This window comes from Streptomyces sp. KLMMK, assembly GCF_036961605.1.
Taxonomy (GTDB): Bacteria; Actinomycetota; Actinomycetes; order Streptomycetales; family Streptomycetaceae; genus Streptomyces; species Streptomyces telluris.
Map to the genome: position 1 here is coordinate 1 of NZ_JBAMDC010000174.1, position 13,382 is coordinate 13,382.

Consider the following 13,382-nt stretch of genomic DNA (forward strand, 5'->3'; position numbering starts at 1 on the left):
GGCCGGAGTTCGCCGCCACCGGGGCCGTCCGGACGGCGCGGCGCGCCCTCGCGAGCGTCGAGGGGGCCGGTCCGGCGCTGTTCATCGGCATCGAGCTCGACCTGCCGGACCCCGGCAGCCGGTCCGCGGCGCTGTCCGCCGTGGGCCGCGCCCTCGGCTCCGCGCCCGTGCCCTGGCCCGTCCAGCTGGTCTTCCTGGACGTGGCGCGGGACCCGGTCGGCGACTGGATGCGGGACCGGATCCGTCCGTTCTACGACCGCGACCTGTGACTCCTCCCCTGTCCGCCCCGGCGGGCTCGTAAGCTGGTCGGACGACAACGGGCGCGCGACGGCGCTCCCGGGTCGCAGCAGTCAAGGCCGAGAGAAGAGGCGGACCCAGGTGAGCGCGGGCGCGGAGAGCGGCGTGGAGCAGATGCTGCGCCAGGTGGCGCCCGGCCGGTACGACGCGTACGAGGAGCTGCTGCGTTCGCTGGCCGAGGGCCGGGTCTGGATGCTGCTCTGGCATGGCCAGGCGGGCTCGCCCGACGCCCAGTACGGCAACATGGAGGTCGAAGGGCTCGGCTATGCGCCGTGCGTGACCTCCGCGCAGGAGCTCGCCGCCAGCGGCTGGAACCGGGCCCACGAGGTGATCTCCGGCCGGGATGTGGCGGAAGCCCTCTACCCCGGCCGCTGGGGCCTGTGGCTCAATCCGCACGCGCCCGGCGGCGGCGTCGGCATCCCCTGGCTCGACCTGCGCCGCATCGCCGGCGGCCTGGACCGGCTGCCGGCCGGCCCGCTGCGGGTGAGCGAGCCCGGCGTGGACATCCCGCAGTTCTACGCCCTCCTCGGGCAGAACGCCCACCGCACCCCCGCGGTGCGCTCGCTGCGCCGCGCCTGGGTGCAGCCCGCGCTCGGCACCGCGTACCTGGCCATCGGCCTGGACCTGTACGACAGCTCGCAGGGGTCCGTGGAGTCCGTGCGGCTGATGATGCAGCAGTCGGTCGGCGCGGTCCCGGAGGGGCTGCCGGTCTCCACGGTGGCGATGTCGGACGAGCACGACCCGGTCGCCATGTGGATGCGGGCCAACGCCCGCCCGTTCTACGACCGCGACGCCTACGGCGGTGCGGCGGCGGGCGGCTCGCAGGCCGCTCCGACGGGCTACGGATACCCTCCGCAGCCCCCTCAGGCCGGCGTCTACTGACCGCCGACGGGCCGCAGTTGTCCGTATAACGGAACTCCTCTCCACACATCACGGTTGCGCATCCTTTGCCGACCGGGTCTGGCGGGTGATCGCGGGGGCGTTGAAGACTCCCGCCACAAGGACTCCCGGTCCTGCGTACGGTCCCGCGTACGTCCTGTGCACGGCCTGCTCTGCGTGAACTTCCCGCACCATCGCACCTTTCGCACCAGTGATGTGAACCAGCCGCACGCGCGGCGGGCGTTGGGCCGGTCGGCACCGGCCGAGAGGGGTCCCTCAGACGATGACGGCACCACTGCACGACACGGGCGCGGCGGAGACCGCAGCGGTCGACGTCGCCGCCGGCGTTCCGGCCAAGGCCATCGAGGGCCGTTCTCCCTGGCGGATCGCCTGGATACGGCTCAAGCGGGACAAGTTCGCGCTGGCCGGCGGTGTCGTCGTCCTGCTGCTCATCCTGGTGGCGATCCTCGCGCCGGTGATCGTGAGCCTGCTGGGCCATCCGCCCAACGAATTCCACGAGGACCAGATCGACCCGCTGTTCAGCACCCCCAAGGGGGACTGGGGCGGCATCAGTTCGGACTTCCTGCTGGGCGTCGAACCGACGAACGGGCGCGACGTCTTCAGCCGCATCGTCTACGGGGCCCGGGTCTCGCTGCTCGTGGCCTTCCTCTCGGCCGTCGTCGCCGTCGTCATCGGCACGGTGTTCGGCATCGTCGCCGGCTTCTTCGGCGGCTGGGTCGACGCGGTGATCAGCCGGGTGATGGACCTGCTGCTGGCCTTTCCGCAGCTGCTGTTCATCATCGCGCTGGTGTCGGTGGTCCCCGACTCCCTGTGGGGGCTGACCGGTTCCGGCGTGCGCATGGGCGTGCTGATCGCGGTGATCGGCTTCTTCGGCTGGCCCTACATCGGGCGGATCGTGCGCGGCCAGACCCTCTCGCTGCGGGAACGGGAGTACGTCGAGGCGGCGCGCAGCCTCGGCGCGGGCCGCGGCTACATCCTCTTCCGCGAACTGCTGCCCAACCTGGTGGCGCCGATCACCGTCTACACCACGCTGATGATCCCCACCAACGTCCTCACCGAGGCCGCCCTCAGCTTCCTCGGTACCGGAGTCAAGCCCCCCACGGCATCGTGGGGCGAAATGCTCGCCAGAGCTGTCGACCACTACGAGGCGGACCCGATCTTCATGATCATCCCGGGTCTCGCCATCTTCGTCACCGTCCTCGCCTTCAACCTCTTCGGTGACGGCGTACGGGACGCCCTGGATCCCAAGGGTTCGCGCTAGCGCCCCGCCTCCGGCGGCTCCGCTCCGCCGGCCCGCACGTGTCCCACCGCCCCTGTCGGTCCGTCAGGAGGCTCTGTCCGCAACCCGCCGCCCGCTTCCCCGGACGGCGACGAACACGGAGGTCGCGACACCTTGAGAACACAGAGAACTTCGAGGCGGAGGCCGGCCGCCGGGGCGGCCCTCGTGGTCGCGGCCCTGGTCAGCACCGCCGCCTGTGGCGGCGGCGGGAGCGGGAGCAGCAGCACGGACGGCAAGGGCGCGGGCTTCAACGCCGCCGTCGGCAAGCTCGCCACGGCGTCGGACAAGAAGGGCGGCGAGCTCAAGTTCATCGGCACGCAGGACGCCGACTCCTGGGACCCGCAGCGCGGTTACTACGGATTCATGTGGGATTTCGCCCGCTACTACACGCGGACTCTGGTCACCTCGAAGCCCGCGCCCGCCGCCGAGAGCTCCACGATGGTGGCGGACATGGCCACCGACACCGGCAAGGTCTCGGCCGACAAGAAGACCTACACCTTCACCCTCAGGCCCGGCCTGACCTGGGAGGACGGCCAGCCGGTCACCGCCCAGCACATCAAGTACGGCATCGAGCGCACCTGGGCCACCGACAAGATCTCCGGCGGCCCCACCTGGCTGATGCAGGTCCTGGACCCGGACAAGACGTACAAGGGCCCGTACAAGGACGAGAGCAAGGACAAGCTGGGCCTGAAGGCGATCGAGACGCCGGACGAGAAGACGATCGTCTTCAAGCTGCCCAAGCCCAACGGTGACTTCCTGCAGATGCTCGCCCTGCCCGCCGCGGCGCCGGTCCGCCCGGACAAGGACACCGCCGAGCGGTACGGCCAGAAGCCGTTCTCCAGCGGGCCGTACAAGTTCGTCTCGTACAGCCCGAACAAGGGGCTGGAGCTGGTCCGCAACGACAAGTGGAACAAGGAGTCCGACCCGGTCCGCAAGGCCCTGCCGGACAAGATCTCGGTCACGCTGATCACCAACGCCGACGACATGGACAACCGGCTGCTCAAGGGCGACTACGACCTCGACATCAACGCCACCGGCATGGGTTCGGCGGGCCGGCAGAAGGCCCTGAAGGAGAAGAAGGGCAACGTCGACAACCCGCAGACCGGCTTCATCCGCTACGCGGCGTTCCCCAAGACCGTCGCCCCGTTCGACAACGAGCACTGCCGCAAGGCCGTCATCTACGGTGCCGACCACACCTCGCTGCAGACCGCGCGCGGCGGCCCCCAGGCGGGCGGGGACATCGGCATCAGCATGCTGCCGCCGGCCGTCAAGGGCTTCGACCCCGGCTACGACCCGTACAACATGAAGCAGGGCAAGCCCGACGTGGCCAAGGCCAAGGAGGAGCTGAAGGCCTGCGGCAAGCCGGACGGTTTCAAGACGACCATCGCGGTGCGTAACAACAAGATGCAGGAGGTCGCCTCCGCCGAGTCGCTGCAGGCGTCCCTGAAGGCCGTCGGTATCGACGCGCAGATCGACAAGTACGACGGCGCGCAGTCCACCGGCATCATCGGTTCGCCCAAGAACGTCAAGGCCAAGGGCTACGGCATCATCATCATGGGCTGGGGCGCCGACTTCCCCAGCGGCCAGGGCTTCCTGCAGCCGATCGTGGACGGCCGCTTCATCCAGCAGAGCGGCAACCAGAACTACCCCGAGCTCGACGACCCGGCGGTCAACAAGCTGCTGGACGACGGCATCGCCGAGACCGACGTCGAGAAGGCCGGGAAGGTCTACCAGGAGGCCAACAAGAAGGTCATGGAAGGCGCCTGGTACCTGCCCTTCACCTACGAGAAGAACATCATCTGGCGCAGCTCCCGGCTGACCAACGTCTACACGGCCGACGCCTACAACGGCCGCTACGACTACGCCTCGCTGGGCGTCGTCAAGTGACAGTCCGTCCGCTCCGCCGGCGCACCCGCCGCTAGGCACGAAGGGCAGGTGAGGGCCGAGCGCGACGACCGGGGACGCCCCCCTCTTCCCCAGGGGGGCGCCTCCGGGCCGCCGCCGGGCCGACCGCAGTGTTCGCTTATATCGTCAGGCGGCTCTTCGCCGTCATCGTGATGCTGCTCGTGGTCATCCTGGTGACCTTCGGCATCTTCTTCGCGATCCCGAAGTTCACCGGATCCGACCCCGCGCTGATGTACGTCGGCAAACAGGCGGACCCGGCGGCCATCGAGGGCATCCGGCAGAAGCTGGGGCTCGGGAAGCCGATCCTCGAACAGTTCTGGAACTTCGTCACCGGGCTCTTCGCCGGCCGGGACTACGTCAGCACGGGCGACTCCATCCACTGCCCGGCGCCCTGCTTCGGCTACTCGTTCCGCCACGAGAGCCCCATCTGGCCCGAGCTGACCAGCCGGCTGCCCGTCACCCTCTCGCTCGCCGGCGGCGCCTGCCTGCTGTGGGTCACCGGCGGCGTCCTGACCGGCGTCGTCTCCGCCCTCAAGCGCGGCACCGTCTGGGACCGCACCGCCATGACCGTGGCCCTGAGCGGCGTCTCCCTGCCGATCTACTTCACGGCCCTGCTCTCGCTCGCGGTCTTCAAGTACAAGCTCGGCTGGGTCGGGGGCGAGTACACCTCGTTCGCGGACGACCCCGGCGGCTGGTTCGGCGGCCTGATCCTGCCCTGGGTGACCCTCGCCTTCCTCTACGCGGCCATGTACGCCCGGCTGACCCGGGCCACCATGCTGGAGGTCCTCGGCGAGGACTACATCCGCACGGCCCGCGCCAAGGGCCTCGCCGAACCCGTCGTCATCGGCAAGCACGCGATGCGCTCCACCATGACCCCGATCCTCACCGTGCTCGGCATGGACCTCGGGGCGCTGGTCGGCGGCGCCATCCTCACCGAGACGGCCTTCAGCCTGCCAGGCCTGGGCCAGGCCGCGGTCGCGGCGATCAACGAGCGGGACCTGCCGATGATCCTCGGCGTCACGCTGATCACCGCCTCCGCCGTCGTCTTCGCCAACCTGGTCGTGGACCTCCTGTACGCCGTGATCGACCCCCGAGTGAGGCTCTCGTGACCACCGACCCCGCCCCGCACCCGGGGCAGCCGCCCGCCGCCTTCCTCGACGTGCGCGACCTGCGCATCCACTTCCCCACCGACGACGGGCTGGTCAAGTCCGTCGACGGGCTCTCCTTCCAGCTGGAGAAGGGCAGGACGCTCGGCATCGTCGGGGAGTCCGGGTCGGGCAAGTCGGTCACCTCGCTCGGCATCATGGGCCTGCACACCGTCGGCCAGTACGGGCGCGGCAAGGCCCGCATCTCCGGCGAGATCTGGCTCGACGGCAAGGAGCTGATGACCGCCGACCCCGACGAGGTGCGGCGGCTGCGCGGCCGCGAGATGGCGATGATCTTCCAGGACCCGCTGTCGGCCATGCACCCGTACTTCACGATCGGCCACCAGATCACCGAGGCGTACCTGGTGCACAACGGCGGCGCGGACAAGAAGGCCGCCCGCAAGCGCGCCGTAGAGCTGCTGGACCGGGTCGGCATCCCGCAGCCGGACCGCAGGGTGGACGACTACCCCCACCAGTTCTCCGGCGGCATGCGCCAGCGCGCCATGATCGCCATGGCGCTCGTCAACAACCCCGAGCTGCTCATTGCGGACGAGCCGACCACCGCCCTGGACGTGACCGTGCAGGCGCAGATCCTCGACCTCATCCGCGACCTGCAGAAGGAGTTCGGCTCGGCGGTCATCGTCATCACCCACGACCTCGGCGTCGTCGCCGAGCTGGCCGACGACATCCTCGTGATGTACGGCGGCCGCTGCGTGGAGCGCGGGCCCGCCGAGAAGGTCTTCTACGAGCCCCAGCACCCCTACACCTGGGGCCTGCTCGGCTCCATGCCCCGCATCGACCGCGAGCAGACCGAGCGGCTGATCCCGGTCAAGGGCTCCCCGCCCAGCCTGATCAACGTGCCGTCCGGCTGCGCCTTCAATCCGCGCTGCCCGTACGCCGACGTGCCCGCCGGCGGGGTCACCCGCACGGAGCGGCCCGAGCTGCGCCCGGTGTCCGGCGCCGCCGCCCCGGGGGGCGGCGGGCACTGGTCCGCCTGCCACCTGCCCGCGGAGGAGCGGACCCGCATCTGGACCGAAGAGATCGCGCCGAAGCTGTGAAGGACCACGAGATGACCATTCCCGCGCAGCAGGCGAACGACGGGCCCGCGGCCCTCCTCACGGTCGAGGGCCTGGTCAAGCACTTCCCGATCACCAAGGGGCTGCTGCGCCGCCAGGTCGGCGCGGTGCAGGCCGTGGACGGCCTCACCTTCGACGTCCGCACGGGGGAGACCCTGGGCGTGGTGGGGGAGTCCGGCTGCGGCAAGTCCACCATGGGCCGGCTGATCACCCGGCTGCTGGAGCCGACGGGCGGCCGGGTCGCGTTCCAGGGCAAGGACATCAGCCACCTGGGCGTGGCGGGGATGCGCCCGCTGCGCCGCGACATCCAAATGATCTTCCAGGACCCGTACTCCTCGCTGAACCCCCGGCACACCGTCGGCACCATCGTCGGCGCGCCCTTCAAGCTGCAGGGCATCAGCCCCGAGGGCGGGGTGAAGAAGGAGGTGCAGCGGCTGCTGGAGCTGGTGGGGCTCAATCCGGAGCACTACAACCGCTACCCGCACGAGTTCTCCGGCGGCCAGCGGCAGCGCATCGGCATCGCGCGCGCCCTCGCGCTCAAGCCGAAGCTCGTCGTCGCGGACGAGCCGGTCTCCGCGCTGGACGTGTCGATCCAGGCCCAGGTGGTCAACCTGCTCGACGACCTCCAGGACGAGCTCAACCTGACGTACGTGATCATCGCGCACGACCTGTCGGTCATCCGCCACGTCTCGGACCGCATCGCCGTGATGTACCTCGGCAAGCTCGTGGAGCTCACCGACCGCACGTCGCTCTACACCAAGCCGATGCACCCGTACACCAAGGCGCTGCTGTCCGCCGTGCCCGTGCCCGACCCCAAGCGGCGCACCAAGCGCGAGCGCATCCTGCTCAAGGGCGACGTGCCCTCGCCGATCTCGCCGCCGTCCGGGTGCCGCTTCCACACCCGGTGCTGGAAGGCGACGGAGGTCTGCGCGACGCAGGAGCCGCCGCTGGTGGCGCTGGAGCCGGGGCACCAGGTGGCCTGCCACCACCCGGAGAACGCGCCGGAGGGGGCCCCGGCGGGCTGAGCGTCCGGAACGGGCCTGCGGCTGAGTAAGAATGTCTGGTGCTCACCGACCTGTTCAGCCCCTCCGTCCAGCATTCGCTGGACATCGCCGGGATCTTCGTCTTCGCGATCTCCGGTGCCCTGCTCGCCGTCCGGAAGAACTTCGACGTCTTCGGCATGGCGGTCCTGGCGGAGGTCACGGCGCTGGGCGGCGGACTGATCCGGGACGTGATCATCGGTGCCGTGCCGCCCGCGGCCTTCACCGACCTCGGCTACTTCCTCACGCCGCTGATCGCCACGGTGATCGTGTTCTTCCTGCACCCGGAGGTCGAGCGGATCACCAAGGCGGTCGGGGTCTTCGACGCCGCGGGGCTCGGGCTGTTCTGCGTCACGGGCACGGTCAAGGCGTACGGGCACGGGCTGGGCCTGGTCTTCGCCGCCACGCTCGGGCTGGCCACGGCGGTCGGCGGCGGCGTGCTGCGCGACATACTCGCGCACGAGGTGCCGTCGCTGCTGCGCTGGGACCGCGACCTGTACGCGGTGCCGGCGATGGTCGGGGCCGCGCTGGCCGCGCTGCTGCTCCGCTTCGACGCGCTCGACGGCGCGACGTACGCGCTGCCCGTGGTGACCGCGTTCGTGCTGCGGCTGTTCGCGATGCACTACCACTGGCGGGCGCCGCGCGCGTGGCACCGCCGGAGTGCGGCTTCGGAAGAGGTGTGACGGGCGGCGTCACCGGGGTTGTTGATCCTTCACCCAGAGCCTACCGATGAGTAACTTCCCGGTGTAGCGTGACCGGCATGGCACAGGCAACCATCGGTGACAGCGAATTCGACCGCGACAGCGCACTGACCCTCCGCGCCCCCGGCGTCCACGACGTGCAGCTCCCCGAAGGGTGGAGCATCGGCGGCGCCGTCAACGGCGGCTACCTCCTCGCCCTGCTCGGCCGGGGCCTCGGCGCGCACCTGCCCCACCCCGACCCGTTCACCGTCACCGCGCACTACCTGTCTGTCACCCGCCCCGGCCCCGCGGTCATCCGCACCGAGACCGTGCGCACCGGCCGCGCGCTCTCCACCGGCCAGGCCTCCCTCGTGCAGACCGCCGCCGACGGCAGCGAGACCGAGCGCATCCGCGTCCTCGCCACCTACGGCGACCTCGGCGCCCTCAGCGACGACGTCCGCACCACGGCCAAGCCGCCCGCCATGCCCCCGTACGAGCACTGCCTCGGCAAGGAGCACAACGACGCCTCCCACCCCCTCGCCGAGATCGCCGCACGCCTCGACATCCGCCTCGACCCCGCCACCGCGGGCTGGGCGGTCGGGCAGCCCAGCGGGCGCGGCGAGATGCGCGCCTGGTTCGGCCTGGCGGACGGCCGCCCCCTCGACCCGGCGGCACTGCTCCTCGCCGTCGACGCCCTGCCGCCGACCACCTTCGAGCTGGGCATGACCGGCTGGGTGCCCACCGTCGAGCTGACCGCCCACATCCGCTGCCGGCCCGCCCCCGGCCCCGTCCGCATCGCCGTCACCACACGCAACCTGGCGGGCGGCTACCTGGAGGAGGACGCGGAGGTCTGGGACAGCGAGGACCGCCTCGTCGCCCAGTCCCGGCAGCTGGCGGTGGCCCCGCGGCACTGACTTCGGCCGGGGCCGTTCGGTGCCGCGCGCCGTCGGCTACGCCACCTCCCGCCCCAGCCACGCCGCGAGCCGCGCGTACGCGTCCGCGCCCTCGGGCGCGGGCCGCACCGGACCGAACGGGACCTCCCCGCCCCGCCGGTCCGCGGGCAGGAACCGCTGCGCCCAGCCCAGCGCGAGCCCGGCCAGCTCCTGGTCGAGCGGGAGCGGGTGTCCCAGCGCCTGCGACAGGTCCCAGGCGTGCGTGACGCTCTCCAGCACCATCCCGGACGTCAGGAACACGGCCCCCGGGAACGTCCCCCACTCCACGGTCACCGGCCGCGCCAGCTTGGCGTCGTCCGCCCAGGCCGCCGCCAGCCGCGCCCGCCCCTCCTCGTAGGCCCGGCCCCAGCCGTCGTCCGCGACGCCCGTGGGCGGCTCGCTCCACTCCACCTCGCCCTTCTCGCCCAGCTGTGCGCCGTCGTTCACGCCGGACACGAGGTGGCCCAGCAGGGCCCGCACGTCGAACTCCGCACACGGGGTCGGGTCGTCCAGCCGCTCCGCGGGCACGGCGGCGACGAGGGCCGCCACCTGGGCGACGGCGCGGTCCAGCAGGGGGCGGGGGTCGGTGAGGGCGGCCGTGCCGGTCATGTGCGACTCCAGGAGATCCGTCGGTTCGGGAACACGCAGAGCATCCCGCCATAACCTGACAACCGTCGTCATGTTTTCGTACGGGCTCCGCGTGCATCCTTGGTCCCGTGAAATCCGACCGCCTGCTGTCGATCCTGCTGTTGCTCCAGACCCGCGGCCGCGTGCCCGCCCGCGAACTGGCCGACCGGCTGGAGGTGTCCGTCCGCACCGTCTACCGCGACGTCGAATCCCTGTCGGCCGCGGGCGTGCCCGTCTACGCCGAGCGCGGCCGCCACGGCGGCATCGCGCTGCTCCCCGGCTACCGGACGGACGTCACGGGCCTGACCTCCGACGAGGCCCGCGCCCTGTTCGTCCTCGCGACCGGGAGCGCGCACGCCGACCTCGGCCTCGACGGCGCCCTCGGCTCCGCCCTGCGCAAGGTCATGGCCGCCCTGCCCGCCCCGCACCGCCCCGCCGCCGAGGCCACCAGCCGCCGCATCCTCGTCGACCCCGTCCGCTGGCTGAGCGGCCCCGGGGGAGGCCATGAAGGTCCCGACGCCGGCGAGCTGCAGGCCGCCGTCCTCACCGACCGGCGGCTGCGCCTGCGCTACCGCCACGGAGGGCAGGAACAGCTCCGCACGTACACCGTCGACCCCTACGGCCTCGTCGCCAAGGCCGGCGTCTGGTACCTCGTCGCCGACCGGCGGGCCCGGCCCAGGCTCTTCCGCGCCGACCGCATGGCGGCCGTGACCGTCACCGCGGACGCGGTGCGCCGCCGCGCGGGCGTGGAGCTCGCCGACGTGTGGGAGGTGCTGCGGCGCGAGGTCGAAGAGCGCCCGGCGGACCTCCGGGTGACCGCCACGGTACGGCGCTCGCGGCTCGACATGTTCGTGCGCATCCTCGGCCCCTTCCTGGCCTCCCCGCCCTCCGGGGACGACCCCGCCGTCGTCGAACTCCGCCTGCCCGAACTCCCCGCCGCCCGCTCCCTGCTCTCCTTCGGCCCCGACGTCGAGGTCCTCTCCCCGGAGGAGGTCCGGGCGGAGCTCGCGCGGGTCGCGGCGGCGACGGCCGAGCTGTACGGGGACCGGGCCGCGGCGCCCTGACGGCGCCCCGCGGAAGGGCCGCGGCCCGAGGGCCGGAACGCCCGGTACGGCGCCCGGCCGCGCCTCGTAGAATCGTCCCCACCATGGCCTACCTCGACCACGCCGCCACCACCCCGATGCTCCCGGAGGCGGTGCAGGCGATGACCGCCCAGCTCGCCCTCACCGGAAACGCCTCCTCGCTGCACGCCGCCGGCCGGCGGGCGCGCCGCACCGTCGAGGAGGCCCGCGAGTCCCTCGCCGCGGCGCTCGGCGCGCGCCCCAGCGAAATGGTGTTCACCGCGGGCGGCACGGAAGCCGACAACCTCGCCGTCAAGGGCCTGTACTGGGCCCGCCGGGCCGCCGACCCCGCCCGCACGCGCATCCTCGCCAGCCCCGTCGAGCACCACGCCGTCCTCGACGCCGTGCACTGGCTCGGCGAGCACGAGGGCGCCACCGTCGAGTACCTGCCCGTCGACTCCTACGGCCGGGTGCACGCCGACGCCCTGCGCGAGGCCGTCGCCCGCAACCCCGGCGACGTGGCCCTGGCCACCGTCATGTGGGCCAACAACGAGATCGGCACCGTCATGCCGGTGCACGAACTCGCCGCCGCCGCGGCCGAGTTCGACGTCCCGCTGCACGCGGACGCCGTGCAGGCCGTCGGCCAGCTCGACGTCGACTTCGCCGCGTCCGGGCTGGCCGCGATGACCGTCAGCGGACACAAGATCGGCGGTCCGTACGGCATCGGCGCGCTCCTCCTGGGCCGCCGGTACGCGCCCGTGCCGCTGCTCCACGGCGGCGGCCAGGAGCGCCACGTGCGCTCCGGGACGCTCGACGTGCCCGCCGTCGCCGCCTTCGCCGTCGCGGGCGAGCTCGCCGCCGCACGGCGCGCGGACTTCGCGCGCGAGGTCGGCGCGCTGCGCGACAGCCTGATCGCGTCCGTCCGCGAGGCCGTCCCGGACGCCGTCCTCGGCGGCGACCCCGACCCCGCCGGCCGGCTCCCCGCCAACGCCCACTTCTCCTTCCCCGGCTGCGAGGGCGACTCCCTGCTGCTGCTCCTGGACGCGCAGGGCATCGAGTGCTCCACGGGCTCCGCGTGCACGGCGGGCGTGGCCCAGCCGAGCCACGTCGTCCTCGCCACGGGCACCGACGCGGACCTGGCCCGCGGCACCCTGCGCTTCTCGCTGGGCCACACCTCCACGGAGGCGGACGTCGCGGCCGTGGCGCAGGCCATCGGCCCGGTGGTCGAGCGGGCGCGCTCGGCGGGCCTCAGCTGACCGGGGCCTCCCGTACGAGCCGCAGGTACCGGTCCCAGTCCCAGTGGGGCCCGGGATCGGTGTGGTCGGTCCCCGGGACTTCGGAGTGGGCGACGATGTGCGTGCGGTCCACGGGGATCCTGTAGCGGGCGCAGATCCCGGCCGCGAGGCGGGCGGACGAGGCGTACATGGCGTCCGTGAAGCCGCGGGGCCGGTCCACGTACCCCTCGTGCTCGATGCCGATGCTGCGCTCGTTGAACCGGCGGTTCCCGGCGTGGAAGGCCACGTCCAGCTCGCGGACGGTCTGGGCGACGTGCCCGTCCTTGCGCACGACGTAGTGCGCGGCCGCCTCGTGCAGGGGGTCGCGGAAGACGCGGAGGGCGTCGCCGTAGCCGCCCTGGACGACGTGGACGACGATGCGGTCGACGGCGTAGTCGTCCGGCCGCTCGGCACGGCGCCAGTTCGCCGACGACGCGGCGACCCACTCGGCGCCCGGGTGATCGACGGCGCCGTCCGTCCGCGGCCGCTCCTTGCCCGAGGCCCGCCACCACCACCGCCTGACCTCGTCCCGGCCGGCGTACGCGGTGGCTGCCGCGGCCGCCGCGGCACCGGCGCCCCCGATGAGCACCCGCCGCCGCGAGACGCTTTGCGCCCGCTCTCCGCCCGCTTCCACCCGCGCCCCCGCCTCCCCCGCACCGTCCCCACTCGCCCCGAAAACGCGTACGAACCCCTCGGCGGTTCCGGACACCACCGAGCGGCCTCATGCCGGCCGGGCCGGGCACCGCCGGTCACGCCCGTCGTGGTGGTCCGCCGTCGCGGCGGAGGAAAAGAGCCGGACTCGGCAAGATCTTTCCGCGGCGGGGCGAGAAGCGGGCAGCTCTGGCTCGGCAGGTTCCCTCCGCCGCGACGGCGAGAAACCGCGACGGCGCGGCCCGGCGGTGCCGAGCGGCCTCATGCCGGCCGGGTGCCGCCGGTCATGCCCGTCGTGGTGGTCCGCCGTCGCGGCGGAGGAAAAGGGGCCGGATCCGGCAAGGTCTTTCCGCGGCGGCGGGCGAGGGCGTCAGCTCGGCAAGCTCCCTCCGCCGCAGCGGCGAGAAACCGAAGCGGCGCGGCCCGGCGGTGTCGAAAGGCCTCGCGCCGCCCCGGCACCGCCGGTCACCACCGTGGTGGTGCCCCGTCGCCGCGGCGGGGGATGTGTGCCGGGC

Annotated in this window: 13 protein-coding genes; 11 read left to right on the forward strand and 2 right to left on the reverse strand. The window is 72.6% G+C overall.

The window, feature by feature from the left end; translation table 11 throughout:
* From V7793_RS22440 to V7793_RS22480, 9 genes are all read left to right on the forward strand, one after another.
* Window positions 1-269, forward strand: a 269-nt coding sequence (locus V7793_RS22440) for an enhanced serine sensitivity protein SseB C-terminal domain-containing protein (RefSeq protein ID WP_336009246.1), incomplete at its 5' end; no start/stop codon positions are given.
* A gap of 142 nt (window positions 270-411) precedes the next feature.
* On the forward strand, window positions 412-1,179 hold the full coding sequence (locus V7793_RS22445) for an enhanced serine sensitivity protein SseB C-terminal domain-containing protein (RefSeq protein WP_336009266.1): 768 nt from the start codon (window positions 412-414) through the stop codon (window positions 1,177-1,179).
* Window positions 1,180-1,459: 280 nt separating this feature from the next.
* Window positions 1,460-2,458 carry an ABC transporter permease gene (locus V7793_RS22450; protein WP_336009247.1) on the forward strand — a complete coding sequence of 333 codons (999 nt, stop codon included), beginning with the start codon at window positions 1,460-1,462 and terminating at the stop codon, window positions 2,456-2,458.
* A 132-nt stretch (window positions 2,459-2,590) separates the two neighbouring features.
* Window positions 2,591-4,363 (forward strand): ABC transporter substrate-binding protein, encoded by a 1,773-nt coding sequence (locus V7793_RS22455; protein WP_336009249.1) that lies wholly within the window; start codon window positions 2,591-2,593, stop codon window positions 4,361-4,363.
* Between the two features lie 128 nt (window positions 4,364-4,491).
* Window positions 4,492-5,490, forward strand: coding sequence for an ABC transporter permease subunit (locus V7793_RS22460; RefSeq protein ID WP_168092087.1), 999 nt, complete (start codon window positions 4,492-4,494; stop codon window positions 5,488-5,490).
* Window positions 5,487-6,584, forward strand: a complete 1,098-nt coding sequence (locus V7793_RS22465) for an ABC transporter ATP-binding protein (RefSeq protein ID WP_336009251.1) — start codon at window positions 5,487-5,489, stop codon at window positions 6,582-6,584. The genes V7793_RS22460 and V7793_RS22465 overlap by 4 nt, the downstream gene beginning before the upstream one ends.
* A gap of 11 nt (window positions 6,585-6,595) precedes the next feature.
* Entirely contained in the window at window positions 6,596-7,627 is a 1,032-nt protein-coding gene (locus V7793_RS22470; RefSeq protein WP_336009253.1) for an ABC transporter ATP-binding protein, read from the forward strand.
* A gap of 38 nt (window positions 7,628-7,665) precedes the next feature.
* Complete coding sequence (locus V7793_RS22475) at window positions 7,666-8,325, forward strand: trimeric intracellular cation channel family protein (RefSeq protein WP_336009255.1); 660 nt, start codon at window positions 7,666-7,668, stop codon at window positions 8,323-8,325.
* Between the two features lie 77 nt (window positions 8,326-8,402).
* On the forward strand, window positions 8,403-9,236 hold the full coding sequence (locus V7793_RS22480; protein ID WP_336009257.1) for a thioesterase family protein: 834 nt from the start codon (window positions 8,403-8,405) through the stop codon (window positions 9,234-9,236).
* A gap of 36 nt (window positions 9,237-9,272) precedes the next feature.
* Here the strand turns inward: V7793_RS22480 and V7793_RS22485 are convergent, their stop codons facing one another.
* On the reverse strand, window positions 9,273-9,863 hold the full coding sequence (locus tag V7793_RS22485) for a TIGR03086 family metal-binding protein (RefSeq protein WP_336009259.1): 591 nt from the start codon (window positions 9,861-9,863) through the stop codon (window positions 9,273-9,275).
* 107 nt (window positions 9,864-9,970) lie between these two features.
* On the opposite strand from V7793_RS22485, the gene V7793_RS22490 reads away from it, so the two are divergent.
* Together V7793_RS22490 and V7793_RS22495 are read left to right on the forward strand one after the other, a co-directional pair.
* Entirely contained in the window at window positions 9,971-10,945 is a 975-nt protein-coding gene (locus V7793_RS22490) for a helix-turn-helix transcriptional regulator (protein ID WP_336009261.1), read from the forward strand.
* An 83-nt stretch (window positions 10,946-11,028) separates the two neighbouring features.
* Window positions 11,029-12,198, forward strand: coding sequence for a cysteine desulfurase family protein (locus tag V7793_RS22495; RefSeq protein ID WP_336009263.1), 1,170 nt, complete (start codon window positions 11,029-11,031; stop codon window positions 12,196-12,198).
* Here the strand turns inward: V7793_RS22495 and V7793_RS22500 are convergent.
* A complete protein-coding gene (locus V7793_RS22500; RefSeq protein WP_336009265.1) occupies window positions 12,191-12,850 on the reverse strand; it encodes an N-acetylmuramoyl-L-alanine amidase in 660 nt (219 codons plus the stop codon). The two genes, V7793_RS22495 and V7793_RS22500, sit on opposite strands and share 8 nt — an antisense overlap.
* Between the last annotated feature and the right edge of the window lie 532 nt (window positions 12,851-13,382).

Coding starts and splice junctions, on each gene's coding strand:
- V7793_RS22445 (WP_336009266.1), top strand. CDS start 412: ATGCTGCGCCAGGTGGCGCCCGGCCGGTACGACGCGTACGAGGAGCTG.
- V7793_RS22450 (WP_336009247.1), top strand. CDS start 1,460: ATGACGGCACCACTGCACGACACGGGCGCGGCGGAGACCGCAGCGGTC.
- V7793_RS22470 (WP_336009253.1), top strand. CDS start 6,596: ATGACCATTCCCGCGCAGCAGGCGAACGACGGGCCCGCGGCCCTCCTC.
- V7793_RS22480 (WP_336009257.1), top strand. CDS start 8,403: ATGGCACAGGCAACCATCGGTGACAGCGAATTCGACCGCGACAGCGCA.
- V7793_RS22485 (WP_336009259.1), bottom strand. CDS start 9,863: ATGACCGGCACGGCCGCCCTCACCGACCCCCGCCCCCTGCTGGACCGC.
- V7793_RS22495 (WP_336009263.1), top strand. CDS start 11,029: ATGGCCTACCTCGACCACGCCGCCACCACCCCGATGCTCCCGGAGGCG.